This window comes from Pseudomonas sp. TWR1-1-3 (genome assembly GCF_049896805.1).
In the GTDB taxonomy this organism is placed as follows: Bacteria; Pseudomonadota; Gammaproteobacteria; order Pseudomonadales; family Pseudomonadaceae; genus Aquipseudomonas; species Aquipseudomonas bubulae.
On record NZ_JAFCUZ010000003.1, the window covers coordinates 481,100 to 507,448 of the forward strand.

Below are 26,349 nucleotides of genomic sequence, written 5' to 3' on the forward strand. Positions count from 1 at the left end.
GTTTTTCTAAGCGCAAAAAAAACCGGCTTATATCAGCCGGTTTTTTTGTGCCTGGCAGCCCGCTCAGGGGCTGACATTAGACCTTGTCGATATCCACATTCCTCGTTTCCTTGAGGCACAGCATGCCCACCACCAGACTGACCCCGGTGATCACCACCGGGTACCACAGGCCATAGAAGATATCCCCAGTGTAGACCACCAGTGCAAACGACACGGTGGGCAGAAAACCACCGAACCAGCCGTTGCCGATATGGTAGGGCAGGGACATTGAGGTGTAGCGGATGCGAGTCGGGAACAGCTCTACCATCACGGCTGCCAGTGGGCCGTAGGTCATGGTGGCAATGAGTGTCAGTAGTACCATCACCAGTACAACCATTGGCTGGTTGACCGCGCCTGGATCAGCCTTGGCCGGGTAACCCGCTTCGGTTATCGCTGCGCGCATGGCCGCTTCGTCAAAACCGCTGATTTTCTGTTCACCTACCGACACTTGAACTTCAGCGCCCGGTGCAGCCGACTGTGAGGTATACGGCAAGCCCTGCTTCACCAGGAAGGTTTTAACCTTGTCGCACGGGCTGTCAAAACGTGCCTTGCCTACCGGGTCAAACTGGAAGGTGCAGGTGCCCGGGTCGGCCATGACCACAATCGGTGATTGACGGCTGGCGGTATCAATCTGCGGGTTGGCGTAATGGCTCAATGCTTTGAACAGCGGAAAGTACAGGACTGTGGCCAATAACAGGCCAAGCATCAGGATCGGCTTGCGCCCCACACGGTCAGACAGCCAGCCGAAGAATATAAAGAACGGTGCCCCGATTACTACGCTGATAATCAGTAAGAGATTGGCCTGGGCCGGGTCCATCTTGAGCATCTGTGTCAGGAAAAACAGCACATAGAACTGCGCGGTATAGAAGGTTACCGCCTGGCCAGCGTTGATACCGAACAGGGCAATCAGCACGATCTTGAGGTTTTCCCATTTACCGAACGATTCGCGGATCGGCGACTTGCTGGTTTTACCTTCGGCTTTCATTTTCACGAACGCTGGCGACTCGTGCATGCTCATGCGAATCCAGGTCGAGATGCCCAGCAGCACGATGGACAGCAGAAACGGCAGGCGCCAGCCCCAGACTTCAAACTGGTCACCGGTCAGGTACCGGCAACTCAGCACCACCAGCAGCGACAACAACAAACCCAAGGTGGCAGTCGATTGAATCCAGCTGGTGTTGAAGCCACGCTTGCCCGGTGCGGCGTGTTCAGCCACGTAAGTGGCTGCACCGCCGTATTCACCGCCCAGCGCCAGCCCCTGGAGCATGCGCAATACCACGAGCATGATCGGGGCTGCGATACCGATGCTGGCGTAGGTCGGCAACAGGCCGACAGCGAAGGTCGATAAACCCATCAAGATGATGGTCATGAGGAAGGTGTATTTACGCCCGATCATGTCACCCAATCGACCGAACACCAGTGCCCCGAAGGGTCTCACCAAAAAGCCTGCGGCGAAGGCCATCAAGGCAAAAATAAACGCCGTGGTGTCGTTGACCCCAGCAAAGAACTGCTTGCTGAGCACGGTGGCCAAAGCGCCATACAAGAAAAAGTCATACCACTCGAAAACGGTCCCGAGGGATGACGCAAAAATGATCTTGCGCTCTTCGCGCCCGGTCGTTCCTTTGACGGTAGCCGCCTGTTGTGCAAGTGCGTCTGACATGTGCAAAGTCCTCGGCCCTATGGGCCACAGTGATTATTGTTGTTGTCCACTGTCGGTTCCGGATGACTGCGCCCGAAACCACGATCGCCTTCAGGCGACCGGTATAGCTGCCGTGCGGTTAACGCCTGCTGTGTACTGCGGTGTTTCAAGCGAAGCCTGCAAAATCAGCTGCGCGGCTTTTTCGCCAATCATCAGGGTCGGAGAACAGGTATTACCCGACACGATGCTGGGCATGATCGAAGCGTCTGCCACCCTCAAACCCGGTACCCCATGAACGCGCAATTGGGCATCGACCACTGCCTCGGCGTCCTGGCCCATGCGGCAAGTGCCCACGGGGTGAAAAATCGTCGTACCAATACGGGCAGCTGCGTCGTATAGCTCTTGTTCGGTCTGCAAGTCCTTGCCTGGCAGATATTCCTCAGGGGTAAAGGCCTGCAGAGCTGCGCTGGCCACGATACGCCGAGTCAGGCGTATGGCATCGGCTGCTACCTTCAGATCATCAGGGTGGCTCAGGTAATTGGGGTCGATCAGCGGTGCGTCATCCGGGTTTGCCGAACGGATATCCACGCGCCCCCGGCTTTTTGGTCGCAAGTTGCACACCGAGGCGGTAAAGGCCGGGAAGGTGTGCAGCGGCTCGCCAAAACGCTCAAGGGACAGCGGCTGGACGTGGTATTGCAAGTTGGCAGATAACTGATCAGGGTCGGACTTGACGAACGCCCCCAGCTGACTGGGGGCCATCGCCAAAGGACCACTGCGGTCGTAGGCATATCGCAGGCCCATGCCGACTTTACCCCACACGCTATTGGCGACCTGGTTGAGGGTTCGGGCCTTGGTCAGTTTGAAGATCAAGCGTAACTGCAAGTGGTCCTGCAAATTCCCCCCCACCCCGGGCAGCTCATGCAGCACAGTTATCCCCAGGCTTTCGAGCAAAGGCCGCGGGCCAATACCCGAGCGCTGCAAAATGCCAGGAGAGCCAATCGAACCGGCGCAAAGGATAATCTCGCAACCGGCCGTGAAGGTATGCTGTGCGCCTTGCCAGCGCGCACTGACCTGGGTGGCCCGGCCGTTTTCAAGCAGCACTTTGTCGACTTGCACGTCGGTCAAAACCGTCAGGTTGGGGCGCTTGAGTATCGGCCGCAGAAAAGCCTTTGAGGCATTCCAGCGCACACCGGAGCGCTGGTTGACTTGAAAGTATCCACAGCCCTGGTTATCGCCACCGTTGAAATCGCTGACGCTGGCAATTCCGCTTTGCGCGGCGGCGTCACGAAACGCGTCGAGAATCGGCCATGAATAGCGCTGCTGCTCAACCCGCCACTCACCTTCACTGCCATGCAGCTCAGAATTGCCGGCAAAGTGCTTTTCGCTGCGTTTGAACAATGGCAATACGTCATCCCAGCCCCAGCCCGAATTGCCCAACTCGGCCCAGCGGTTGTAATCACCCGCCTGGCCGCGCATATAAATCATGCCGTTGATGGACGAGCTGCCGCCCAAGACCTTACCCCGTGGGTAGCTCAGGCTGCGACCTTGCAAACCGGCCTGGGTTTCGGTCTTGAAACACCAGTCGGTGCGCGGGTTACCGATGCAATACAGGTAACCCACAGGAATATGGATCCAGGGGTAGTTATCTTGCCCGCCCGCTTCGAGCAGCAACACGTTGTGGCGAGGATCGGCAGACAGCCGATTGGCCAGCACTGAACCTGCAGGCCCGGCACCCACGATGATGTAGTCGTACACCTTGTTGGCTGATGGCATGTATCACCTCGCGCCTTTTATTTATTGTTCTTGTCCTACACCATCCTATTGATTATTTTCGTGTTGCAAACGCGAGATTTCACCCATGGCTTGTGCGTTTTTGCACAGTCATCCGTAAGCCACATCTGATGTAGCGCTCTGGGGGTTGATCATGTTCGACTGGAATGACATGCGGTACTTCCTGGAGTTGCAGCGCAGCGGACGTTTACTCACCGCCGCCAAGCGCCTGAACACCACCCATAGCACCGTTGCCCGGCATATTGAGAGCATCGAGCAACACTTGGGCGCGGCTTTATTTGTGCAATATGCCCAGGGGTACGAACTGACCCCGGCCGGGCAAGCCTTGCTCAAACATGCCGAAGCGATGGAAAACGTCGCACTGCTGGCCCAGGAAGAAATCAACCAGTCCCTCACCCCCTTGGGCAAAATCCGTCTGGGTGTCACCGAGGGCATTGGCATCATGTTTATCACCTCGCGACTGCGGGGTTTGTTTGAGCGTTATCCAGGTCTGGAGGTGGAACTGGTCGCAGTACCGCGCTTCGTCAGCATCCTCAACCGCGAAGCAGAAATCAGTATTCATCTGGACCGTCCCAACGCCGACCTGTTGATAACTCGCAAACTCACTGACTACCGGCTCGCGCTCTATGCCAGCCGCCTTTATCTGGACAAGGCGCCGCCTCTGAACAGCCGCGACGATCTGGCCAACCACTACTGGATCGGCTACGTCGACGACCTGTTGTTCAGTCAGGAGCTGCTGTTCCTCAATACCTTCTGCCGCACCCCGACCGTGACCTTTCGCAGCACCAGCGTCATTGCCCAGCAACAAGCCGCTCGCGCCGGCCTGGGTATCGCCGTATTGCCCAACTACATGGCCGCTGACGACCCCGACCTGGTGCGTGTATTGCCGGGCGAGTCTGTGCAACGCAGTTACTGGATCAGCACCCGCCGTGAACTGCACAAATCCGTAAGGTTGAGGGTGGTGTGGGATTTTTTACTGGAGTTGTGCCGCGAGGAGAGGGCGGTGCTGTTGGCGCCATAGTCATTTTTTAGCCATTAAAAAAGGCCAACGCTGAGCGTTGGCCTTTTTGGGTACTGCGGGTCAAAACAGGATCAGAAATCCAGGTTGGACACTGCCAGTGCGTTGCTCTCGATGAATTCACGACGTGGTTCTACAGCATCGCCCATCAAGGTGTTGAAGATCTGATCGGCGCCGATCGCGTCTTCGATGGTGACTTTCAGCATGCGACGCACGCTTGGGTCCATCGTGGTTTCCCAGAGCTGATCCGGGTTCATTTCACCCAGACCTTTGTAGCGCTGGATGGTGTGACGCTTGGTGCTTTCAGCCATCAACCAGTCCAGTGCTTCCTTGAACTCGGTCACTTGCTTGCGACGTTCGCCACGCTGGATATAGGCACCTTCATCCAGCAGGGTGCTCAGTTGAGCGCCCAGGGTCACAACGGTTTTGTAATCGTTGCTGCCGAAGAAGTCGCGGTTGAAGGTGATGAACGTCGAGTGGCCGTGGGAGATCAGTTCGACCTCTGGCAACCAGACATTACGCTCACGGTCTTCACGCAGGCTGGCTTTGTAGACCAGGCCCGATTTCTCGACCAGACGCAGACGCTCTTCAAACTTGGCCATCCAGTCCTGCATGGCAGCGTGGTCACCCAACTGCTCAAGGCTTACAGCCGGCAGGTAGATGAAGTGCTCGGTCAGCTCCTGAGGGTACAGGCGCGACAAACGCTTGAGGGTCTTCATCACCATGCGGAAGTCGTACACCAGACGCTCCAGTGCCTCACCGGAGATGCCAGGAGCATCTTCGTTCAGGTGCAGGCTGGCATCTTCAAGAGCCGACTGGGTCATGTACTCTTCCATGGCCTCGTCGTCTTTGATGTACTGCTCTTGCTTGCCCTTTTTCACTTTGTACAACGGTGGCTGGGCGATGTAGATGTAGCCACGCTCGATCAGCTCCGGCAACTGACGGAAGAAGAAGGTCAGCAGCAGGGTACGGATGTGCGAACCGTCAACGTCAGCATCGGTCATGATGATGATGTTGTGATAGCGCAGTTTGTCGATGTTGTACTCTTCGCGGCCGATGCCACAGCCCAGCGCAGTGATCAAGGTGCCGACTTCTTGCGAAGAGATCATCTTGTCAAAACGGGCTTTCTCGACGTTGAGGATTTTACCTTTCAACGGCAGGATGGCTTGGGTACGACGGTTGCGACCCTGCTTGGCGGAGCCGCCAGCAGAGTCACCTTCCACCAGGTACAGTTCGGACAGAGCAGGGTCTTTTTCCTGGCAGTCAGCCAGCTTGCCCGGCAAGCCCGCGATGTCCAACGCGCCTTTACGACGGGTCATCTCACGGGCTTTACGTGCAGCTTCACGAGCACGGGCTGCGTCGATCATCTTGCCGACAATCAACTTGGCTTCGTTCGGGTGTTCCAGCAGGAAGTCGGAGAAGAACTTGCCCATTTCCTGTTCAACAGCGGTCTTCACTTCGGAAGACACCAGCTTGTCTTTAGTCTGCGAGCTGAACTTTGGATCCGGCACTTTCACCGAGATGATCGCAGTCAAGCCTTCACGGGCGTCATCACCGGTGGTGGCGACCTTGTGCTTCTTGGCCAGGCCTTCAGCTTCGATGTACGTGTTGAGGTTACGCGTCAGGGCAGAGCGGAAGCCCACCAAGTGCGTGCCACCATCGCGCTGTGGAATGTTGTTGGTGAAGCACAACAGGTTCTCGTTGAAGCTGTCGTTCCACTGCAGGGCGATTTCTACGCCGATGCCGTCTTCACGCTGAACATTGAAGTGGAACACCTGGTTCACAGGGTTCTTGTTGGTGTTCAGGTAATCAACGAATGCACGCAGGCCACCTTCGTACTTGAACAGCTCCTCCTTGCCGCTGCGCTCGTCCTTGAGGACGATACCCACACCGGAGTTCAGGAAGGACAGTTCACGAATCCGCTTGGCCAGGATGTCCCAGCTAAAGTGGATATTCTTGAAGGTTTCAGCCGAAGGCTTGAAGTGGATCTGCGTACCCGTGGTTTCGCTTTCACCCACAATAGCCATAGGCGCCTGAGGAACACCGTGGACGTAGGTCTGTTCCCAGATCTTGCCACTGCGGCGTACAGTCAGGACCAGCAGTTCGGACAGGGCGTTTACCACCGAAACACCTACACCGTGCAAGCCGCCGGATACTTTGTAGGAGTTGTCATCGAACTTACCGCCGGCGTGCAGCACGGTCATGATGACCTCGGCTGCAGATACGCCTTCTTCTTTATGCACGTCAACCGGAATACCGCGGCCGTTATCGCGCACGGTGATGGACTCGTCCGGGTGGATCGTGATGGTGATGTCGTCGCAATGGCCAGCCAGCGCTTCGTCGATGGAGTTGTCGACTACTTCGAACACCATGTGGTGCAGACCGCTGCCATCGTCAGTATCACCAATGTACATACCGGGACGTTTGCGTACGGCATCAAGGCCTTTCAGCACTTTAATGCTCGTTGAGTCGTACGTGTTTTCTTCGCTCAATGCCTTCACTCCCGATGGTCGTGGGTCTGGGTGATACAGCCCTGTTCCACGTGGAACAGGGCAACTGGCGTTTCCGTCTGCCAGCCTTCCCTCAATAATTCGTGGTCTACACAGGTAATGAATACCTGGCAGCGTAAGTCTTCCAACAAGCGACACAGTGCGTTGCGATGCTGCTCGTCCAGTTCGGACGGCAAGTCATCCACCAGATAAATACATTGGCCTCGCCGGGCCTGGCTGACCAAGTGCCCCTGAGCGATGCGCAGCGCGCAGACCACCAACTTCTGCTGCCCCCGCGACAAAATATCTGCGGCGTTATTTGCACCCAGCTTAAGGCGCAAATCAGCACGTTGTGGCCCCGCCTGGGTATGCCCCATTTGCTGGTCCCGGTGGACAGACGCGGCGAGTACAGCACTCAGCTCACGGTCTTTATCCCAACCACGGTAATAGCTCAGCGTTAACCCCTGGAGATCCAGCAGCTCGCTCAGGGTCTGCTCAAAGACTGGTTTCAAGGCTTTGATGTAGGCGCGGCGGTATTCATCAATTTCAGCACTGGCCAGGCACAGTTCCCGGTCCCAGGCCGCTTGTGAAACGGCGTCGAGTGTACCATGCCGCAGCCATGAGTTCCGCTGCCGCAGGGCCTTCTGTAGCCGCTGCCAGGTCGACATGAACCGCGGTTCAACATGGAACACGCCCCAGTCGAGAAATTGCCTGCGGATCTTTGGGGCCCCTTCAAGAAGTCGGAAGCTGTCCGGGTTGATCAATTGCAGCGGAAGTATCTCGGCCAATTGCGCAGCACTGCGCGCATTCTGGCCGTCGATACGAATCTGGAACTCCCCCTGACGATCCCGCGAGACACCCAGTGCACTGTGTCCGCCTTCTGCCAGTTCTACCTGACCAAAAACTGTACAGCTCTGCTGCTCATGCTGGATAACGGGGTTCAGCCGCACACTGCGAAACGACCGCGCCAACCCTAGCAGGTGGATAGCTTCCAGCACGCTGGTTTTGCCGCTGCCGTTGGCGCCGTACAGAATATTGATGCGGGGGGAGGGGGAGAAGGTCACCGGGTGCAGGTTACGCACCGCGGTGACTGTGACACGACTGAGGGACATCTAGCGTGGGCTGTGCATAAGTTACAGGCGCATCGGCATGACAACGTAGGCCGAGTCGTCGTTGTCCGACTCCTGGACCAGGGCGCTGCTGTTGGAGTCCGACAGGATCAGACGCACTTGTTCAGTGGTCATGACGCCCAGTACGTCCAGCAGGTAGCTCACATTGAAGCCGATCTCCAGGGAGCCGCCGTTGTAATCAACGCCAACTTCTTCTTCCGCTTCTTCCTGCTCCGGGTTATTGGCCTGGATTTTCAGCTGGCCATTGGCCAGTTGAAGGCGAATACCGCGGTACTTTTCGTTGGACAGGATCGCGGTACGGCTGAACGCTTCACGCAGTGCCTGACGGTCACCGATCACCACCTTGTCACCGCCTTTAGGCAGAACGCGCTCGTAGTCCGGGAACTTGCCGTCTACCAGCTTGGAGGTAAAGGTGAACTCGCCGGTGGTCGCTCGGATATGGTGTGCACCCAGAACGATGCTCACTTCGCCGTCTGGCTCGGTCAGCAGGCGCGCCAGCTCGAGGATACCCTTGCGCGGTACGATCACCTGGTGACGGTCTGGTTGGCCGATATCGGCTTTCATCGAGCACATGGCCAAACGGTGACCGTCGGTAGCTACGGCACGGATGATCCCGGCCGACACTTCCAACAGCATACCGTTGAGGTAGTAACGAACGTCCTGCTGGGCCATGGCAAAGCTGGTGCGCTCGATCAGACGACGCAACTTGCTCTGCTGCAGGCTGCAGGTCAGCGAACCCGGACCTTCTTCAACCGTCGGGAAATCGTTGGCCGGCAACGTCGACAGGGTAAAGCGGCTACGGCCTGCCTTGACCACCAGTTTGTTGTCATCAAGTTTGATGTCGATCAGTGCATCGTTGGGCAGGCTTTTGCAGATATCCATCAGCTTGCGCGCAGGCACGGTGATTTCGCCTGGCTCGGCCGGCTCTTCAAGTTGCACCCGACCGACCAGCTCGACTTCAAGGTCAGTACCGGTCAGCGACAGTTGCTGGCCTTCGACAACCAACAGCACGTTGGACAATACCGGCAAGGTCTGGCGGCGTTCTACTACGCCGGCGACCAGTTGCAGGGGTTTCAACAGGGCTTCGCGTTGAATGGTGAAATGCATGGTCTAGTCCCTTGCCTTAATAAGCTGCGCTGGTGTCATCAGGTTGTCAGAGTTCGCAGCAGGTTCTTGTAGTCCTCGCGGATGTCCGCGTCGGATTCCTTGAGTTCGTTGATCTTGCGGCATGCGTGCAAAACCGTGGTGTGATCGCGACCGCCAAACACATCGCCGATTTCCGGCAGGCTGTGGTTGGTCAGTTCCTTGGACAGTGCCATGGCGACCTGGCGTGGTCGCGCTACCGAGCGCGAACGGCGCTTGGACAATAAGTCCGAGATCTTGATCTTGTAGTACTCGGCCACGGTGCGCTGGATGTTATCCACAGAGACGAGTTTGTCTTGCAGCGCCAGCAAGTCTTTTAGGGACTCGCGAATCAGCTCGATGGTGATGTCGCGGCCCATAAAGTGCGAGTGAGCGATAACGCGCTTGAGCGCGCCTTCGAGCTCACGCACGTTGGAGCGAATGCGCTGGGCAATAAAGAAGGCTGCATCATGGGGCAGATCAACCTTGGCCTGATCGGCCTTCTTCATCAGGATCGCTACGCGGGTCTCTAGCTCCGGCGGCTCGACGGCAACCGTCAGTCCCCAGCCAAAGCGCGACTTCAGACGCTCTTCGAGGCCTTCGATTTCTTTCGGGTAACGGTCACTGGTCAGAATCACTTGCTGACCGCCTTCAAGCAGGGCGTTGAAGGTGTGGAAGAACTCTTCCTGGGACCGTTCCTTGCGCGCAAAGAATTGAATGTCATCGATAAGCAAGGCATCGACCGATCGGTAGAAGCGCTTGAACTCGTTGATGGCATTGAGCTGCAGGGCTTTAACCATATCAGCTACAAAACGCTCGGAATGCAGGTACACGACCTTGGCATTCGGGTTCTTCTTTAACAGGTGGTTACCCACCGCGTGCATCAAGTGAGTTTTACCCAGACCTACGCCGCCATAAAGGAAGAGCGGGTTGTAACCATGCTTGGGGTTATCCGCCACTTGCCACGCCGCAGCGCGGGCCAGTTGGTTGGACTTGCCCTCGACGAAGTTTTCAAAGGTAAAGGTGCGGTTCAGGTAGCTGGTGTGCTTCAGGGCACCTTCAACCTGAACGGTGCGCTGTTCGGCGCGCACGGGTGCTTGCTGCGAGCTGGCGCCTGCCATCGGGTCGAAGCTGGCACGCGAAGGCTCTTCGCTGGCGGGCTCGGACTGCTTGGGCGCGGGTGCAGAGACTGCAGGCGTAGGCGCGCTCGGCGCCGGGGCTTGTTGAGAAGCCGATGCAGCCAAGGGCGCATTGGGGGCAGCACGAGGCGCCGAGCTGCGTTTGCTGCCTATTAACAAGGACAACGCTGGCGCCATGCCATTGCTGTGCTCATTCAACAGTTCAAGCAAACGGCTCAGGTATTTTTCGTTAACCCAGTCGAGAACGAATCGGTTGGGTGCATACACACGCAACTCGTCGCCTTCGGCTTCGACCTGTAGTGGACGGATCCAGGTGTTGAATTGCTGGGCAGGCAGCTCATCGCGCAAAAGCTCCACGCACTGCTGCCAAAGTTCCACTGACACGGATATCCCCTAAGTTGAAAGCCGGTGAGGCAAAAACAGGCGCCATTGTAGCGACCGCCGCCCCACTTATCCACATGTAGCTGACCTGCATATAAGGCGTTGACAGGCTTTTTACTGTGAACAAAGCGACAAATGGTATGTGCATAAGGTCTGTGGATAAGCGGGCCTGAGCTCGTTGCACAAGTGGGGGTAAAACTCTGTGCATAACACGGCTGTGGATAAGTAGCCCTTTCATGCACAGCTTTTCCGAGGGTGCAGCACAGGCAAAGCACCGCTTGTGGACAACCTTTCTGTTCTCTGAAAACCTTGCTCTACAAGGGCTGCATAGAGTTATCCACAGCAGAACGGCTCTATAAGAGTAGTAAGTTCTTTAAAAGAGCTTTAAATACTTCGTTTTTTTATTTCTATAGTTGGCAGGCACAAGACTGGTGCAAAACGGCAAACATCTATTTAGCAGTAAACGTTGGTTGGAAATTGACCTATCGGCTTGCATTCTCTAGAATCGCCGGTCTCTTAAAACGGGGGCCATTCCGGCCCGTTGTGGACGAACCAGGTAGCACGACATGAAACGTACTTTCCAACCAAGCACTATCAAACGCGCCCGCACTCACGGTTTCCGTGCTCGCATGGCTACTAAAAACGGCCGTGCAGTCCTGTCGCGTCGCCGCGCCAAAGGCCGTGCACGTCTGGCAGTTTGATAATCAGACAATGGTGGTGAGTCAGGACTTCAGTCGGGAAAAGCGGTTACTCACTCCCCGACATTTCAAGGCAGTCTTTGACTCCCCCACCGGCAAGGTTCCGGGGAAAAATCTCCTGCTCCTTGCGCGTAGCAACGATCTTGATCACCCCCGCCTGGGGTTAGTGATCGGGAAAAAGAGCGTAAAGCTCTCCGTTGAGCGCAATCGCCTTAAGCGTTTGATGCGTGAATCGTTTCGTCTCCACCAGGATTTACTGGTTGGTTGGGATATCGTTATCGTCGCGCGCAAAGGTTTGGGTGACGTAGAGAACCCCGAATTGATTCAGCATTTCGGCAAACTCTGGAAGCGTCTGGCCCGTAACACGCCAGTTCCAGCGGTTAAAACCGAAACTGTAGGGGTAGGCAGTCCTGATGCGTAAACTGGCACTCGTTCCGATCCAGTTTTATCGTTATGCCATTAGTCCTTTGATGGCCAGCCACTGCCGTTTCTACCCCAGTTGTTCCTGCTACGCGTTGGAAGCCATCGAAAATCATGGCCTTCTGCGCGGCGGCTGGCTGACCTTTCGTCGTTTAGGTCGCTGTCACCCGTGGAATCCCGGTGGTTACGACCCGGTTCCACCTATCCCTACCTCCCGTTCTTCTTGATGGCCGAGTAATCATGGATATTAAACGCACGATCCTGATCGTCGCTCTCGCAGTCGTGTCCTACGTTATGGTTCTGAAATGGAACCAGGACTACGGCCAAGCTGCCCTGCCGACTCAGAATGTTGCCGCCAGCACCACCGCACCGGCTTTGCCCGATACGGTTTCAGGTAACAACGTTGCAAACAGTGCCGATGTACCCAGCGCCAATACCGATACCAGCACACCGACTGAAACCCCGGTGGCTGCAAGCAAAGACCTCATCCACGTAAAAACGGATGTTCTGGATATCGCGATTGATCCACAGGGTGGTGATATTGCCCAGCTGCGTCTGCCGCTTTATCCACGTCGCCAGGATCACCCGGATGTTCCTTTCCAGTTGTTCGATAACGGCAACGAACGCACCTATCTGGCCCAAAGTGGCCTGACAGGCGTTGATGGCCCGGACGCCCGTCCGTCAGGTCGTCCTGTTTTCAGCACCGAGAAAAAGACCTACGAACTGGCCCCAGGTCAGGATCAACTGGTTGTTGATCTGAAATTCAGCGAAAACGGCATCAACTACATCAAACGTTTCACGCTCAAGCGTGGTTTGTACGATGTACAAGTCAGCTATCTGATTGATAACGAGAGCGGCAAGCCGTGGAACGGCAACCTGTTCGCGCAATTGAAGCGTGATGCCAGCTCCGATCCTTCTTCCAGCACCGCCACCGGTACTGCGACTTACCTGGGCGCTGCCCTGTGGACAAGTGCAGAGCCGTACAAAAAAGTGTCGATGAAAGATATCGACAAGGCTCAGCTGAAAGAAACCGTACAAGGCGGCTGGGTTGCCTGGTTGCAGCACTACTTTGTGACCGCGTGGATCCCTCAGAAAGGCGATAACAACGTCGTTCAGACCCGCAAAGACAACCAAGGCAACTACATCATCGGTTTCACTGGCCCAACATTGACTGTTGAACCGGGCAAAACCGCTGAAACCAGCGCTACGTTGTACGCCGGTCCGAAAAGCCAGGGTGTACTCAAAGAGTTGTCCCCAGGCCTGGAACTGACGGTTGACTACGGCATCCTGTGGTTCATTGCCCAGCCTATCTTCTGGCTGCTGCAACATATCCACAGCCTGGTCGGTAACTGGGGCTGGTCGATCATCTTCCTGACCATGCTGATCAAAGGGATCTTCTTCCCTCTGTCGGCCGCCAGCTACAAGTCGATGGCCCGCATGCGCGCTGTGGCACCAAAACTGGCCGCTCTGAAAGAGCAGTTCGGTGATGACCGCCAGAAAATGTCGCAAGCGATGATGGAGCTGTACAAGAAAGAGAAGATCAATCCACTGGGCGGCTGCTTGCCGATTCTAGTGCAGATGCCGGTCTTCCTGTCCTTGTACTGGGTACTTCTGGAAAGTGTTGAAATGCGCCAGGCGCCGTTCATGCTCTGGATTACCGACCTGTCGATCAAAGACCCGTTCTTCATTCTGCCGATCATCATGGGCGCAACCATGTTCATCCAGCAGCGTCTGAACCCGACTCCGCCGGATCCGATGCAGGCCAAGGTGATGAAGCTGATGCCAATCATCTTCACCTTCTTCTTCCTGTGGTTCCCGGCTGGTCTGGTGCTGTACTGGGTTGTGAACAACTGCCTGTCCATCGCTCAACAGTGGTACATCACGCGTAAAGTCGAAGCGGCTACCAAAAAAGTCGCTGAGTAACTTACTCTGATACGCGCCACTCAAAACGCCCCCTAGTGGGGCGTTTTGCTATCCGTCACTTTTGTTTTGAGGCCTGTTTTATGAGTGTTCCGGCAGAGACTATTGCTGCAGTAGCGACCGCCCAAGGCCGAGGTGGTGTGGGGATCGTACGTATTTCCGGCCCACTCGCCCGTGTTGCGGCCAAAGCGTTCAGCGAACGCGAACTAAAACCGCGCTATGCCCATTACGGCCCTTTTTACGGCGACAACCGCGAAGTGCTGGATGAGGGCATAGCGCTCTACTTCCCCGGGCCCAACTCCTTTACCGGCGAAGATGTCCTTGAACTGCAGGGCCACGGCGGTCCGATTGTTCTGGATATGCTGCTGCAGCGCTGCATCCAGTTGGGCTGCCGTTTGGCCCGTCCGGGGGAGTTCAGCGAGCGGGCCTTTTTGAATGACAAGCTCGACCTGGCCCAGGCCGAGGCGATTGCCGACCTGATCGAGGCAAGTTCTGCACAGGCTGCGCGTAACGCATTACGTTCCTTGCAGGGTGCTTTCTCTCAACGTGTGCATAACTTGACCGAGCAATTGATCGGTTTGCGTATCTATGTCGAAGCAGCGATTGATTTCCCGGAAGAAGAAATCGACTTCCTCGCCGATGGCCATGTGCTCGGTATGCTCGACAAGGTTCGTGAAGAGTTATCCACCGTACAGCGCGAAGCCGGCCAGGGTGCTTTGCTGCGCGACGGCATGACCGTGGTGATTGCCGGGCGGCCCAATGCTGGAAAATCGAGCCTGCTCAATGCCCTGGCCGGGCGTGAAGCGGCGATCGTGACCGAAATCGCGGGTACTACCCGTGATGTGTTACGCGAACATATCCACATCGATGGCATGCCATTGCACGTTGTCGACACCGCAGGTCTGCGCGACACCGATGACCAGGTTGAGAAAATTGGCGTGCAGCGCGCACTCAAGGCCATTGGTGAAGCTGATAGGGTATTGCTGGTGGTTGATGCCACGGCACCGGAAGCTGATGACCCGTTTGCCCTGTGGCCAGAGTTTCTTGAACAACGCCCGGATCCGGCGAAGGTGACCTTGATCCGCAACAAGGCGGATCTAAGCGGTGAAAATGTAGCCCTTGAAGTCAGTGAAGATGGCCATGTCACCATCAGCCTGAGTGCCAGATCTACAGAAGGCCTGGACCTGCTGCGGGAACACCTCAAGGCATGCATGGGCTATGAGCAGACCTCGGAGAGCAGCTTCAGCGCACGCCGCCGCCATCTGGAGGCATTGCAGCACGCCAGCAAGGCACTTGAGCATGGCAGGGCACAACTGACCCTGGCGGGTGCAGGAGAGCTATTGGCCGAGGATTTGCGCCAGGCACAGCATTCCCTTGGCGAAATTACCGGGGCATTCAGTTCGGATGACCTGCTGGGGCGGATCTTCTCCAGCTTCTGTATCGGTAAATAACCCTCGTAGCAGCTGCCGTAGGAACCAGGCTGCGTTCGGCGGCACAGCCGTCGTAAAATCAGATACTGTGGTGTGCCATTTAAAACCGGAGCTCAGGATTTACGACGACTACGTCGCCGAACGCAGCCTCGTTCCTACGGCAGCTGCTACAGTTATCCACATTCACACGAGGTATTAGTCCGATGCGCCATTGATGCCGCCGCGATGCTTGCGGCCAGTTCTTGATTCCCCTGCAACAGGGGGTAGATCTGTGCATCTCTGGAGTGCGTATGGCTCACGTTACCTCTGTAACGCTGCAAGGCGTTTCTTATCATCTGCCCGATGGCAGTTCCCTGTTTTCAGATATTGATCTGCATCTCGACCAGCGCCGCACCGGCCTGGTAGGGCGCAATGGTGTGGGCAAGAGCATATTGGCGCGCATCATGGCAGGGGATATCTTGCCCTCAACCGGCCACTGCATCCGTCATGGCACGGTGTATTACCTGACGCAGCACGTCAGCCATGACCCCAATCACACCCTTGCCGAGCTTGCTGGCGTGCAACCAGTCATTAGCGCCCTTGAGCGAATAGAGCGGGGCAGCAGCGCCCAAGCGGACTTTGACTGTGTGGGCGAACGCTGGAATATCCGCCAGCAACTGCTCGATCAGCTAAGCCGCAACAAGCTTGCACACCTGACCCTTTCGACTCCTGCATCAGCACTCAGCGGTGGCGAAGCCATGCGCGTGGCTCTGCTGGGCGCCTTTTTGTCGAAAGCCGATCTGTTGATCCTGGATGAGCCCACCAATCATTTGGATCACCAGCTTCGACTTGCCCTGCATGAACAGTTGCAGCAGTGGCCAGAAGGATTACTTGTTATCAGCCATGATCGCGCCTTGCTGGAAAATATGGAGCGCATCGTTGAGCTGTCACCACAGGGCCTCACCAGTTACGGCGGCGGTTACTCGTTTTATGCACAGGCAAAAACCGGGCAACTGCAAGCGGCGCAACAACAGCTGGCGGCATACCGGCTGGAGCGCACGCGTCAGGAACAGACCCTGCGTGAGCAAAGAGAAAGTCTTGAGCGCAAACAATCCCGTGGCCGGAAACAGGCCGCTGACGCCAATCAGGCGAAGATTTTGCTGGGCCGGCAAAAGGAGCGCAGCCAGGCCAGCAGCGGTAAGTTGCGGGTACAGCAGGATGCGGCTCGCGAGCAATTATCTGTGCAGGTCCGTCAGGCTGCGAATCAGGTAGAAGAGCAGCAGGCCATCTTTATCTCTGCCCCGCAGCCTTGCTCTGGCTCGCCGGCTCAAATTGCCGAGTTGATAGAGGCCCGCCTGCCTTATGGGGCGCAACAACTGCGCAGGATCAATCTTGCCGTTACGCGAGGCCAGCGCATTGCCTTGACCGGCCCGAACGGCTGCGGCAAGTCGACCTTGCTCAAGGTATTGGCCGGGCAACTAACGGTTGTTTCCGGTCAGGCCAGGACCCTGGTCACCAGCACTTACCTCGACCAGCACCTGGGCGTTTTGGAACCGGCTCGGTCAGTTCTTGAGCAGTTGCAGTCACTTAACCGGCAACTGAGTGAAGGAGAATTACGTACCCGGCTGGCGCAATTGGGCCTCAATGCCGATCGTATCAACCTGCCATCCCATCGGCTCAGTGGCGGTGAACGCTTGAAAGCGGCGATGGCCTGCGTGTTTTATACACAATCCCCACCACAGCTGTTACTGCTCGATGAACCGGCCAATCACCTGGATCTGCCTTCCGTTCAAGCCCTGGAAAGCATGCTCAAGCATTACCCGGGCACTCTGATCGTTACCTCACACGATGATGTGTTTCTGGCCGCAATCGGAATTACCCACAGGCTCATGGCCTCACCCACAGGCTGGCTGCTTTGCCCCGTCTAACGGGGCTGTTGGCTACCGTTTATCACATTAATCATTGACCGAACGTCCGACCGCTTGCCGGATTGCACCTTCAAGCGTTTTTCGGCTGCCTGTTTATTGGCTCGAAAGCACCCAAACACGGGAATAAGCCCTGTGCATAACTGGCCCTCAGGTCAGTGGGTAAGTAGGTCTGAAAACTGAAGATAACCACCCCTGTGGATAAGCACCTGTTTTACCCACAGGCTTAAAGCACTTATCCCAACCCCTCATTAGTGCATAACCACAGACTTTTGATCCTCTGTACAGTACGTAAAATATAGCCTGTAGCAATCTATCCACAGAAAGGTGCCTCAGTAGAAATAAACATAAAAACAAAGCTTTATAAATTTCTTCTCTATTTATTTATCTATCTTGCCCTTATCCACAGCTGGTTAAATTTTGTGCAAAGGGTTCTTTAAGAAGGGCGAAGTCCCTATACTTCGCGGTCTATCCAAAAAACCCCTAGTAACAGGCACGAGGTGCGTGGTGAATTTCCCTTCCCGTTTTGCAGTGATCGTCATCGGCGGCGGTCACGCCGGAACCGAGGCTGCACTTGCTTCAGCACGTATGGGTGTGAAAACCCTGCTGTTGACCCACAACGTGGAAACCCTCGGGCAAATGAGCTGCAATCCTGCAATTGGCGGGATTGGTAAAAGCCATCTGGTTAAAGAAATCGATGCCCTTGGCGGCGCGATGGCGATAGCCACCGATAAAGGCGGTATTCAGTTCCGCGTACTCAACGGACGCAAAGGCCCGGCAGTACGGGCGACCCGTGCACAGGCCGACCGCATCCTGTACAAGGCCGCCGTACGCGAAATCCTGGAAAACCAGCCCAACCTGTGGATATTTCAACAGGCCGCTGATGACCTGATCGTTGAACAGGATCAAGTCCGTGGCGTAGTGACCCAGATGGGCCTGCGTTTTATGGCTGATGCCGTGGTTCTGACCACAGGCACTTTCCTCGGTGGACTTATCCACATCGGCATGCAGAATTACTCGGCCGGTCGGGCCGGTGATCCACCTTCGATTGCCCTGGCACACCGTCTGCGTGAACTGCCCCTGCGAGTCGGTCGCCTGAAAACCGGGACGCCACCGCGTATCGATGGCCGTTCTGTGGATTTCTCGGTGATGACCGAGCAACCGGGTGATACACCGATTCCTGTCATGTCGTTCATGGGCAACAAGGAACAGCACCCGGCCCAGGTCAGCTGCTGGATTACCCATACCAACGCCCGCACTCACGAAATCATTGCCTCCAACCTTGATCGTTCGCCGATGTATTCAGGCGTGATCGAAGGTATTGGCCCGCGTTACTGCCCGTCGATTGAAGACAAGATCCATCGCTTTGCCGACAAGGAAAGCCATCAGGTCTTTATCGAGCCGGAAGGTTTGACCACGCACGAGCTGTACCCGAACGGGATTTCCACCTCCTTGCCGTTCGACGTGCAAATCCAGATCGTGCAATCGATTCGCGGTATGGAAAACGCCCATATCGTGCGCCCGGGCTATGCCATCGAGTACGATTACTTCGATCCACGCGACCTGAAGTACAGCCTCGAAACCAAGGTGATTGGCGGCTTGTTCTTTGCCGGGCAAATCAACGGCACCACCGGTTACGAAGAAGCCGGCGCCCAGGGTTTGCTGGCTGGCGCCAACGCGGCATTGCTCGCTCAGGGCAAGGAAAGCTGGTGCCCGCGCCGGGATGAGGCGTACATCGGCGTATTGGTCGACGACCTGATTACCCTGGGTACTCAAGAACCGTACCGGATGTTCACTTCCCGCGCCGAATACCGCCTGATCCTGCGCGAAGACAACGCCGACATGCGCTTGACTGAAAAAGGCCGCGAACTGGGCCTGGTCGACGACGCTCGTTGGGCGGCTTTCTGCACCAAGCGCGAAAGCATCGCGCAGGAAGAACAACGCCTCAAAAGTACCTGGGTTCGTCCGGGTACCGAGCAGGGTGATGCCATTGCTGCCAAGTTCGGCACACCGCTGACCCATGAATACAATTTGCTCAACCTGCTGACCCGCCCCGAAATTGATTACGCCGGCCTGGTTGAAGTGACCGGGCAGGGGGCAGAAGACCCGCTGGTTGCCGAGCAGGTTGAGATCAAAACCAAGTACGCCGGTTATATCGATCGTCAACAAGACGAAATTGCCCGTCTGCGTGCCAGTGAAAATACCAAGCTGCCTGTGGATATCGATTACACGACCATCTCCGGTCTGTCGAAAGAGATTCAGAGCAAGCTGGGCGCAACACGTCCCGAGACCCTGGGCCAGGCTTCGCGTATCCCGGGTGTGACCCCTGCGGCAATTTCCCTGTTGATGATTCACCTGAAAAAGCGCGGCGCTGGCCGCACGTTGGAGCAAAACGCTTGAGTTCGCTGGTAACCGCACAACACGCCGAAGAGTTATCCACAGGTGCACGCCAGCTGGGCGTCGCACTGACCGAGCATCAGCATCAGCAATTGCTGGGTTATCTGGCCCTGTTGATCAAATGGAACAAGGCTTACAACCTCACGGCTGTGCGTAACCCGGACGAGATGGTGTCGCGTCATTTGCTCGACAGTCTGAGCGTGATGCCCTTCATCGAAAATGGCCGTTGGCTGGATGTGGGCAGTGGCGGCGGCATGCCGGGTATTCCCCTGGCGATCCTGTTTCCCGAGTCGCAAGTGACCTGCCTGGACAGCAACGGCAAGAAAACCCGTTTCCTGACCCAGGTAAAACTCGAGCTGAAGCTGGATAACCTGCAAGTTATCCACAGTCGCGTCGAAGAATTCCAGCCTGAGCAGCCTTTCAACGGAATTGTTTCCAGGGCTTTCAGCAGCATGGAGAACTTCAGCAACTGGACGCGCCACCTTGGCAACAGCGAAACCCGCTGGTTGGCAATGAAGGGCGTTCATCCGGCCGATGAGCTGGTAGCATTGCCGTCTGATTTTCGTCTCGATGGCGAACACGCCTTGACCGTTCCGGGTTGCCAAGGCCAACGCCATCTGCTGATACTGCGCCGCACGGCATGATTGGGAACGCAAGCAAGAATGGCTAAGGTATTCGCAATAGCGAACCAAAAAGGTGGTGTGGGTAAAACCACCACCTGTATCAACCTCGCAGCATCGCTGGTCGCGACCAAGCGCCGCGTGCTGCTCATTGACCTTGATCCACAGGGCAACGCCACCATGGGTAGCGGTGTGGATAAACACGGTCTTGAGAATTCGGTCTACGACCTGTTGATCGGTGAATGCGACCTGGCCCAGGCCATGCACATCTCCGAGCACGGTGGTTACCAGTTGCTTCCCGCCAACCGCGATTTGACCGCAGCTGAAGTCGTGCTGCTCGAAATGCAGATGAAGGAAAGTCGTCTGCGTACAGCGCTGGCCCCGGTTCGCGAAAGCTACGATTACATCCTGATCGATTGCCCGCCATCGTTGTCGATGCTGACCTTGAATGCCCTGGTGGCGGCCGATGGGGTGATTATCCCCATGCAGTGCGAGTACTTTGCACTCGAAGGCCTGAGCGACCTTGTGGATAACATCAAGCGCATCGCCGAGCTGCTCAATCCGAACCTGAAGATCGAAGGCCTGCTGCGCACCATGTACGACCCGCGCCTGAGCCTGATGAACGACGTGTCGGCCCAGCTCAAGGAACACTTCGGCGAGCAGCTCTACGACACCGTGATTCCGCGCAACATCCGCCTGGCCGAAGCGCCAAGCTATGGCATGCCAGCGCTGGCGTATGACAAAAATTCCCGTGGCGCGATTGCTTACCTTGCCCTGGCGGGCGAGCTGGTTCGTCGTCAACGTCGTTCTACCCGCACGCCTCAGCCAACTTAAGGAATTTCCATGGCCGTCAAGAAACGAGGTCTCGGACGCGGACTGGATGCACTCCTGAGTGGTCCTACGGTCAGCTCGCTGGAAGAGCAAGCGGTCAAGGTTGATCAAAGCGAACTGCAGCACCTGCCCCTGGACCTGATCCAGCGCGGCAAGTACCAGCCTCGTCGCGACATGGATCCGCAGGCGCTTGAAGAACTGGCCAGCTCGATCCGCACCCAGGGCGTGATGCAACCGATCGTGGTGCGCCCGATCGAAGGTAACCGCTTCGAGATCATCGCCGGTGAACGTCGCTGGCGCGCCAGCCAACAGGCTGGCAAGGACACGATCCCGGCGATGGTCAAAGACGTGCCGGACGAAACCGCCATTGCGATGGCGTTGATCGAGAACATTCAGCGTGAAGACCTCAATCCGATCGAGGAAGCTGTCGCCTTGCAGCGTTTGCAGCAAGAGTTCCAGCTGACTCAACAGCAAGTCGCCGACGCTGTGGGTAAGTCCCGGGTGTCTGTGGCTAACTTGTTGCGATTGATTTCGTTACCGGAAGTGATCAAGACCATGCTGTCCCACGGTGACCTGGAAATGGGTCATGCGCGGGCATTGCTCGGTTTGCCTGATGCTCAGCAGGTTGAAGGGGCGCGACACGTTGTCGCACGAGGCCTGACGGTACGTCAGACTGAAGCCCTGGTTCGCCAGTGGTTGAGTGGCAAACAGGAACCCGCGGAACCGGTTAAAACCGATCCGGACATTGCCAGACTCGAACAGCGTCTGGCTGAGCGGCTGGGCTCTGCGGTGCAGATCCGCCACGGAAAGAAGGGAAAAGGCCAGTTAGTGATTGGTTACAATTCCCTGGATGAGCTGCAAGGAGTGCTTGCTCACATCCGCTGAAACAATTCCTCATGTAGCGCGCAGTCGGAAATCACTACCTGACAGTTGAATAGGGGCTTCGTCGCCCCTATACTCTGCGCGCATTTTGTCGGCACAAATTATGCCAAGTTTTCTGTTTTTGGTAGCCGACCTTTGAGGAGCAGTTGTGATGGAAACCCGCACGCCAAACCGCTTGCCGTTCCATCGCTTGGCGGTTTTTCCGGTTTTGCTGGCTCAATTTGTCGTTTTATTGCTGGCTGCTCTGGGGCTCTGGCAATGGCATGGAGTCGTCGCCGGATATTCAGGACTCTGCGGAGGCCTGATAGCTTTGCTACCCAATGTGTATTTTGCTCACAGGGCTTTTCGGTTTTCCGGCGCCCGAGCAGCGCAAGCCATCGTCCGGTCGTTTTACGCCGGTGAGGCAGGCAAGTTAATTTTGACGGCAGTGCTGTTCGCGCTGACGTTTGCAGGTGTGAAGCCATTGGCGCCGTTAGCAGTATTCGGTGTCTTCGTGCTGACCCAACTGGTCAGTTGGTTCGCTCCCCTGCTAATGAGAACAACACTTTCGAGACCTTAGGGCGTTTGAGGCAACCATGGCAGAAACAACCGCTTCGGGCTATATCCAGCACCACTTACAGAACCTGACCTTTGGGCAGCTACCTGATGGCGGCTGGGGCTTTGCCCACACCGTTGCAGAAGCTAAAGCAATGGGCTTTTGGGCGTTCCACGTCGATACCCTCGGCTGGTCGCTGTTTGTTGGTCTGATTTTCATCCTCGTATTCCGCATGGCGGCCAAGAAGGCAACTTCCGGTCAGCCAGGCGCACTGCAGAACTTCGTTGAAGTACTGGTGGAATTCGTTGATGGCAGCGTAAAAGACAGTTTCCACGGTCGCAGTGCAGTAATCGCACCGCTGGCGCTGACCATTTTCGTGTGGGTGTTCCTGATGAACGCCATCGACTTGATCCCGGTTGACTGGATTCCTCAGTTGGCCATCTTGATCACTGGCGATGAACACTTCCCGTTCCGTGCCGTACCGACGACTGATCCAAACGCGACCATGGGCATGGCCCTGTCGGTGTTTGCACTGATCATCTTCTACAGCATCAAGATCAAGGGCATCGGTGGCTTTATCGGTGAACTGACCCTGCACCCATTCGGCAGCAAGAACATTTTTGTTCAGGCGCTGCTGATTCCGGTGAACTTCCTGCTCGAATTCGTGACGTTGATTGCCAAGCCTATTTCGTTGGCTCTGCGTCTGTTCGGCAACATGTACGCTGGCGAGCTGGTGTTTATCCTGATCGCCGTGATGTTCGGCAGCGGCCTGCTTTGGCTTAGCGGTCTGGGCGTGGTGCTGCAATGGGCGTGGGCTGTATTCCACATCCTGATCATCACCTTGCAAGCGTTCATCTTCATGATGTTGACCATCGTCTACCTGTCGATGGCACACGAAGATAATCACTAAGATCCGCTTCGGCGAATCTGGTGCTCCTCTCACCTTCGGGTGAGAGGGCGTCGCAAAATGATTTTGTTTTACCGCTTTAATCTAAAAACCTAAACCATACGACGTAAAAGTCGGGAGGAAAGATGGAAACTGTAGTTGGTCTAACCGCTATCGCTGTTGCACTGTTGATCGGCCTGGGCGCACTGGGTACCGCAATTGGTTTCGGCCTGTTGGGTGGCAAGTTCCTGGAAGGCGCAGCGCGTCAACCAGAAATGGTTCCAATGCTGCAAGTTAAAATGTTCATCGTTGCCGGTCTGCTCGACGCCGTAACCATGATCGGTGTTGGTATCGCACTGTTCTTCACCTTCGCTAATCCTTTCGTTGGTCAACTCGCTGGCTAATCACTCGAATTTTCGAGTTGATTAGAGTGATGGACAACGAACGAGCGAGGTGTTGGCGTGAACATTAATGCAACCCTGATTGGCCAGTCCGTTGCGTTCTTCATTTTTGTACTGTTTTGCATGAAGTTCGTGTGGCCTCCGGTCATCGCGGCATTGCAAGAACGTCAGAAGAAGATTGCGGCTGGACTGGACGCTGCTAACCGAGCAGCTCGCGACCTGGAGTTGGCCCAAGATAAAGCGGGTCAACAACTGCGCGAAGCTAAGGCTCAAGCAGCTGAAATCATTGAGCAAGCCAAGAAACGCGGTACTCAGATCGTAGACGAAGCCCGTGAACAGGCTCGCGTTGAAGCTGACCGTGTGAAGGCTCAGGCTCAGGCCGAGATCGAACAGGAACTGAACAGCGTCAAAGACGCCCTGCGTGCCCAACTGGGTACCCTGGCTGTTGAAGGCGCAGAGAAGATCCTGGGTGCCACAATCGATCAAAACGCGCACGCGGAGCTGGTTACTAAACTGGCTGCTGAAATTTAAGCGAGGGCGATCATGGCAGAATTGACCACGTTGGCCCGACCTTACGCTAAGGCAGCCTTCGAGCACGCCCAGGCCCACCAGCAACTGGCCTCTTGGTCAGCCATGCTCGGCCTGGCTGCAGCAGTGTCGCAAGACGACACTATGCAGCGCGTGCTCAAGGCCCCGCGACTGACGAGCGCAGAAAAGGCCGTCACGTTTATTGACGTGTGCGGCGACAAGTTCACTGTAGAAGCACAGAACTTCATCAACGTCGTTGCCGAAAACGACCGTCTCCCGCTGTTGCCGGAGATCGCCGCTCTGTTTGACCTGTACAAGGCCGAACAAGAGAAGTCGGTAGACGTTGAAGTCACCAGTGCTTTTGCATTGAACCAAGAACAGCAAGACAAACTCGCCAAGGTTCTCAGTGCACGACTCGACCGGGAAGTGCGCCTGCAAGTTGCGGAGGATGCCAGCCTTATAGGTGGTGTCATCATCCGCGCCGGCGACCTGGTTATCGATGGCTCGGTTCGCGGGAAACTCGCAAGCCTTGCCGAAGCATTGAAATCTTGAGTTTGAAGGGGCAGCAGAGCAATGCAGCAACTCAATCCTTCCGAAATAAGTGAAATTATCAAGGGCCGCATCGAAAAACTCGATGTGACCTCCCAAGCCCGTAACGAAGGCACTGTCGTCAGCGTATCTGACGGTATTGTGCGGATTCACGGTCTGGCCGACGTAATGTACGGCGAGATGATCGAGTTTCCGGGCAGCGTCTTCGGTATGGCTCTCAACCTCGAGCAAGACTCTGTAGGTGCCGTAGTACTGGGCGCATACACGACTCTGGCCGAAGGCATGAGCGCCAAGTGCACTGGCCGCATCCTGGAAGTTCCGGTTGGTAAGGAACTGCTGGGTCGCGTTGTCGACGCACTGGGTAACCCTGTTGATGGCAAAGGTCCACTGGGCAACACCGAGACTGATGCAGTCGAGAAAGTTGCTCCAGGCGTGATCTGGCGTAAGTCGGTAGACCAGCCTGTACAGACTGGCTACAAGGCTGTCGATGCCATGATCCCTGTCGGCCGTGGCCAGCGTGAGCTGATCATCGGTGACCGTCAGATCGGTAAAACCGCTCTGGCGATCGACGCGATCATCAACCAGAAGAACAGCGGCATTTTCTGTGTATACGTAGCGATCGGTCAGAAGCAATCGACCATCGCCAACGTGGTTCGCAAGCTGGAAGAAAACGGCGCGCTGGCTAACACCATCGTCGTTGCTGCCAGTGCTTCCGAATCCGCAGCGCTGCAGTTCCTGGCACCGTACTCCGGTTGCACCATGGGCGAATACTTCCGCGACCGCGGTGAAGACGCGCTGATCGTTTATGACGATCTGTCCAAGCAAGCAGTGGCTTACCGCCAGATTTCCCTGCTGCTGCGCCGTCCACCAGGCCGTGAAGCTTACCCAGGCGACGTGTTCTATCTCCACTCCCGTCTTCTGGAGCGCGCATCCCGCGTATCCGAAGAATACGTAGAGAAGTTCACCAACGGCGCAGTGACCGGCAAAACCGGTTCCCTGACCGCACTGCCGATCATCGAAACCCAGGCTGGCGACGTTTCCGCGTTCGTTCCGACCAACGTGATTTCCATCACCGACGGTCAGATCTTCCTGGAATCGGCCATGTTCAACTCCGGGATCCGTCCTGCAGTGAACGCCGGTGTTTCGGTATCCCGTGTGGGTGGTGCCGCTCAGACCAAGATCATCAAGAAGCTGTCCGGTGGTATCCGTACCGCTCTGGCTCAGTACCGTGAACTGGCAGCATTTGCCCAGTTCGCTTCTGACCTGGACGAAGCGACCCGTAAGCAACTTGAGCATGGTCAGCGCGTTACCGAGCTGATGAAGCAGAAGCAATACGCACCAATGTCGATCGCTGACATGGCGCTGTCGCTGTATGCCGCTGAGCGTGGGTTCCTGACTGACGTCGAAATCACCAAGGTCGGTAGCTTTGAACAAGCGCTGATTGCTTACTTCAACCGCGATCACGCCGAGCTAATGGCGAAGATCAACGTTAAAGGTGACTTCAATGACGAAATCGACGCTGGCATCAAAGCCGGTATCGAGAAGTTCAAGGCCACCCAAACCTGGTAAGCCGCAGCGGGAGCCGCAAGGCTCCCGCTTG

At 56.2% G+C, this 26,349-nt stretch carries 23 protein-coding genes; 17 read left to right on the forward strand and 6 right to left on the reverse strand.

The features are described from left to right. Positions 1–76 precede the first annotated feature (76 nt). Entirely contained in the window at positions 77–1,699 is a 1,623-nt protein-coding gene (locus ACP7BE_RS15095; protein WP_133144142.1) for an MFS transporter, read from the reverse strand. Between the two features lie 90 nt (positions 1,700–1,789). Then, the gene (locus tag ACP7BE_RS15100; RefSeq protein ID WP_095017924.1) at positions 1,790–3,451 is read right to left on the reverse strand and encodes a GMC family oxidoreductase; all 1,662 of its coding nucleotides are present in this window, start codon (positions 3,449–3,451) and stop codon (positions 1,790–1,792) included. Between the two features lie 151 nt (positions 3,452–3,602). Between ACP7BE_RS15100 and ACP7BE_RS15105 the strand changes: the two genes are divergently transcribed. Then, positions 3,603–4,490 (forward strand): LysR family transcriptional regulator, encoded by an 888-nt coding sequence (locus ACP7BE_RS15105; RefSeq protein ID WP_094999582.1) that lies wholly within the window; start codon positions 3,603–3,605, stop codon positions 4,488–4,490. Positions 4,491–4,561: 71 nt separating this feature from the next. Here the strand turns inward: ACP7BE_RS15105 and gyrB are convergent, their stop codons facing one another. Genes gyrB through dnaA form a run of 4 tightly spaced genes read right to left on the reverse strand, consistent with a single transcriptional unit; the run spans position 4,562 to position 10,751 of the window. Further along, positions 4,562–6,979 carry a DNA topoisomerase (ATP-hydrolyzing) subunit B gene (gene gyrB / locus ACP7BE_RS15110; RefSeq protein ID WP_016782862.1) on the reverse strand — a complete coding sequence of 806 codons (2,418 nt, stop codon included), beginning with the start codon at positions 6,977–6,979 and terminating at the stop codon, positions 4,562–4,564. A gap of 5 nt (positions 6,980–6,984) precedes the next feature. Then, positions 6,985–8,088: a DNA replication/repair protein RecF gene (gene recF / locus ACP7BE_RS15115; RefSeq protein WP_094999581.1), complete on the reverse strand. Its 1,104-nt coding sequence runs from the start codon at positions 8,086–8,088 to the stop codon at positions 6,985–6,987. 21 nt (positions 8,089–8,109) lie between these two features. Beyond that, complete coding sequence (gene dnaN / locus ACP7BE_RS15120) at positions 8,110–9,213, reverse strand: DNA polymerase III subunit beta (protein WP_016782864.1); 1,104 nt, start codon at positions 9,211–9,213, stop codon at positions 8,110–8,112. Positions 9,214–9,251: 38 nt separating this feature from the next. Continuing rightward, complete coding sequence (gene dnaA / locus ACP7BE_RS15125; RefSeq protein WP_095031564.1) at positions 9,252–10,751, reverse strand: chromosomal replication initiator protein DnaA; 1,500 nt, start codon at positions 10,749–10,751, stop codon at positions 9,252–9,254. Between the two features lie 563 nt (positions 10,752–11,314). Between dnaA and rpmH the strand changes: the two genes are divergently transcribed. The 16 genes from rpmH (at position 11,315) to atpA (ending at position 26,318) form a co-directional block, all read left to right on the forward strand. Further along, on the forward strand, positions 11,315–11,449 hold the full coding sequence (rpmH, locus tag ACP7BE_RS15130; protein WP_003213577.1) for a 50S ribosomal protein L34: 135 nt from the start codon (positions 11,315–11,317) through the stop codon (positions 11,447–11,449). Positions 11,450–11,465: 16 nt separating this feature from the next. Beyond that, positions 11,466–11,867 carry a ribonuclease P protein component gene (gene rnpA, locus ACP7BE_RS15135; protein WP_019828646.1) on the forward strand — a complete coding sequence of 134 codons (402 nt, stop codon included), beginning with the start codon at positions 11,466–11,468 and terminating at the stop codon, positions 11,865–11,867. Beyond that, positions 11,860–12,093 (forward strand): membrane protein insertion efficiency factor YidD, encoded by a 234-nt coding sequence (yidD, locus tag ACP7BE_RS15140; protein WP_019828647.1) that lies wholly within the window; start codon positions 11,860–11,862, stop codon positions 12,091–12,093. The genes rnpA and yidD overlap by 8 nt, the downstream gene beginning before the upstream one ends. Before the next feature lie 13 nt (positions 12,094–12,106). Continuing rightward, on the forward strand, positions 12,107–13,789 hold the full coding sequence (gene yidC, locus ACP7BE_RS15145; protein ID WP_094999579.1) for a membrane protein insertase YidC: 1,683 nt from the start codon (positions 12,107–12,109) through the stop codon (positions 13,787–13,789). A gap of 80 nt (positions 13,790–13,869) precedes the next feature. Continuing rightward, a complete protein-coding gene (gene mnmE, locus ACP7BE_RS15150; protein ID WP_094999578.1) occupies positions 13,870–15,237 on the forward strand; it encodes a tRNA uridine-5-carboxymethylaminomethyl(34) synthesis GTPase MnmE in 1,368 nt (455 codons plus the stop codon). A 269-nt stretch (positions 15,238–15,506) separates the two neighbouring features. After that, positions 15,507–17,123 (forward strand): ABC-F family ATP-binding cassette domain-containing protein, encoded by a 1,617-nt coding sequence (locus ACP7BE_RS15155; RefSeq protein ID WP_426106372.1) that lies wholly within the window; start codon positions 15,507–15,509, stop codon positions 17,121–17,123. A gap of 504 nt (positions 17,124–17,627) precedes the next feature. After that, the gene (gene mnmG / locus ACP7BE_RS15160; protein ID WP_426106374.1) at positions 17,628–19,520 is read left to right on the forward strand and encodes a tRNA uridine-5-carboxymethylaminomethyl(34) synthesis enzyme MnmG; all 1,893 of its coding nucleotides are present in this window, start codon (positions 17,628–17,630) and stop codon (positions 19,518–19,520) included. Further along, a complete protein-coding gene (gene rsmG / locus ACP7BE_RS15165) occupies positions 19,517–20,161 on the forward strand; it encodes a 16S rRNA (guanine(527)-N(7))-methyltransferase RsmG (protein ID WP_094999576.1) in 645 nt (214 codons plus the stop codon). Before mnmG ends, rsmG begins: the two co-directional genes overlap by 4 nt. A gap of 18 nt (positions 20,162–20,179) precedes the next feature. Then, positions 20,180–20,971, forward strand: coding sequence for a ParA family protein (locus ACP7BE_RS15170; RefSeq protein WP_094999575.1), 792 nt, complete (start codon positions 20,180–20,182; stop codon positions 20,969–20,971). A 9-nt stretch (positions 20,972–20,980) separates the two neighbouring features. Beyond that, positions 20,981–21,853: a ParB/RepB/Spo0J family partition protein gene (locus ACP7BE_RS15175; RefSeq protein ID WP_094999574.1), complete on the forward strand. Its 873-nt coding sequence runs from the start codon at positions 20,981–20,983 to the stop codon at positions 21,851–21,853. Positions 21,854–22,001: 148 nt separating this feature from the next. Continuing rightward, positions 22,002–22,409 carry a F0F1 ATP synthase subunit I gene (locus tag ACP7BE_RS15180; RefSeq protein WP_003437994.1) on the forward strand — a complete coding sequence of 136 codons (408 nt, stop codon included), beginning with the start codon at positions 22,002–22,004 and terminating at the stop codon, positions 22,407–22,409. A gap of 16 nt (positions 22,410–22,425) precedes the next feature. Further along, positions 22,426–23,295 carry a F0F1 ATP synthase subunit A gene (gene atpB / locus ACP7BE_RS15185; RefSeq protein ID WP_086799500.1) on the forward strand — a complete coding sequence of 290 codons (870 nt, stop codon included), beginning with the start codon at positions 22,426–22,428 and terminating at the stop codon, positions 23,293–23,295. 122 nt (positions 23,296–23,417) lie between these two features. Then, positions 23,418–23,675, forward strand: a complete 258-nt coding sequence (atpE, locus tag ACP7BE_RS15190; RefSeq protein WP_002555987.1) for a F0F1 ATP synthase subunit C — start codon at positions 23,418–23,420, stop codon at positions 23,673–23,675. A gap of 57 nt (positions 23,676–23,732) precedes the next feature. Further along, a complete protein-coding gene (locus ACP7BE_RS15195) occupies positions 23,733–24,203 on the forward strand; it encodes a F0F1 ATP synthase subunit B (RefSeq protein WP_094999573.1) in 471 nt (156 codons plus the stop codon). Between the two features lie 12 nt (positions 24,204–24,215). Further along, the gene (locus tag ACP7BE_RS15200) at positions 24,216–24,752 is read left to right on the forward strand and encodes a F0F1 ATP synthase subunit delta (RefSeq protein WP_426106378.1); all 537 of its coding nucleotides are present in this window, start codon (positions 24,216–24,218) and stop codon (positions 24,750–24,752) included. A 21-nt stretch (positions 24,753–24,773) separates the two neighbouring features. Next, positions 24,774–26,318, forward strand: coding sequence for a F0F1 ATP synthase subunit alpha (atpA, locus tag ACP7BE_RS15205; RefSeq protein ID WP_086799496.1), 1,545 nt, complete (start codon positions 24,774–24,776; stop codon positions 26,316–26,318). Positions 26,319–26,349 lie beyond the last annotated feature (31 nt).

Bases quoted from the DNA above. Each gene is read 5' to 3' on its own strand.
- yidC (WP_094999579.1), top strand. From the start codon at position 12,107: ATGGATATTAAACGCACGATCCTGATCGTCGCTCTCGCAGTCGTGTCC.
- recF (WP_094999581.1), bottom strand. From the start codon at position 8,088: ATGTCCCTCAGTCGTGTCACAGTCACCGCGGTGCGTAACCTGCACCCG.
- ACP7BE_RS15105 (WP_094999582.1), top strand. From the start codon at position 3,603: ATGTTCGACTGGAATGACATGCGGTACTTCCTGGAGTTGCAGCGCAGC.
- ACP7BE_RS15180 (WP_003437994.1), top strand. From the start codon at position 22,002: ATGGAAACCCGCACGCCAAACCGCTTGCCGTTCCATCGCTTGGCGGTT.
- mnmE (WP_094999578.1), top strand. From the start codon at position 13,870: ATGAGTGTTCCGGCAGAGACTATTGCTGCAGTAGCGACCGCCCAAGGC.
- ACP7BE_RS15200 (WP_426106378.1), top strand. From the start codon at position 24,216: ATGGCAGAATTGACCACGTTGGCCCGACCTTACGCTAAGGCAGCCTTC.
- ACP7BE_RS15155 (WP_426106372.1), top strand. From the start codon at position 15,507: ATGGCTCACGTTACCTCTGTAACGCTGCAAGGCGTTTCTTATCATCTG.
- rpmH (WP_003213577.1), top strand. From the start codon at position 11,315: ATGAAACGTACTTTCCAACCAAGCACTATCAAACGCGCCCGCACTCAC.
- dnaN (WP_016782864.1), bottom strand. From the start codon at position 9,213: ATGCATTTCACCATTCAACGCGAAGCCCTGTTGAAACCCCTGCAACTG.
- atpB (WP_086799500.1), top strand. From the start codon at position 22,426: ATGGCAGAAACAACCGCTTCGGGCTATATCCAGCACCACTTACAGAAC.
- atpA (WP_086799496.1), top strand. From the start codon at position 24,774: ATGCAGCAACTCAATCCTTCCGAAATAAGTGAAATTATCAAGGGCCGC.
- ACP7BE_RS15175 (WP_094999574.1), top strand. From the start codon at position 20,981: ATGGCCGTCAAGAAACGAGGTCTCGGACGCGGACTGGATGCACTCCTG.
- ACP7BE_RS15095 (WP_133144142.1), bottom strand. From the start codon at position 1,699: ATGTCAGACGCACTTGCACAACAGGCGGCTACCGTCAAAGGAACGACC.
- ACP7BE_RS15100 (WP_095017924.1), bottom strand. From the start codon at position 3,451: ATGCCATCAGCCAACAAGGTGTACGACTACATCATCGTGGGTGCCGGG.
- ACP7BE_RS15170 (WP_094999575.1), top strand. From the start codon at position 20,180: ATGGCTAAGGTATTCGCAATAGCGAACCAAAAAGGTGGTGTGGGTAAA.
- atpE (WP_002555987.1), top strand. From the start codon at position 23,418: ATGGAAACTGTAGTTGGTCTAACCGCTATCGCTGTTGCACTGTTGATC.
- yidD (WP_019828647.1), top strand. From the start codon at position 11,860: ATGCGTAAACTGGCACTCGTTCCGATCCAGTTTTATCGTTATGCCATT.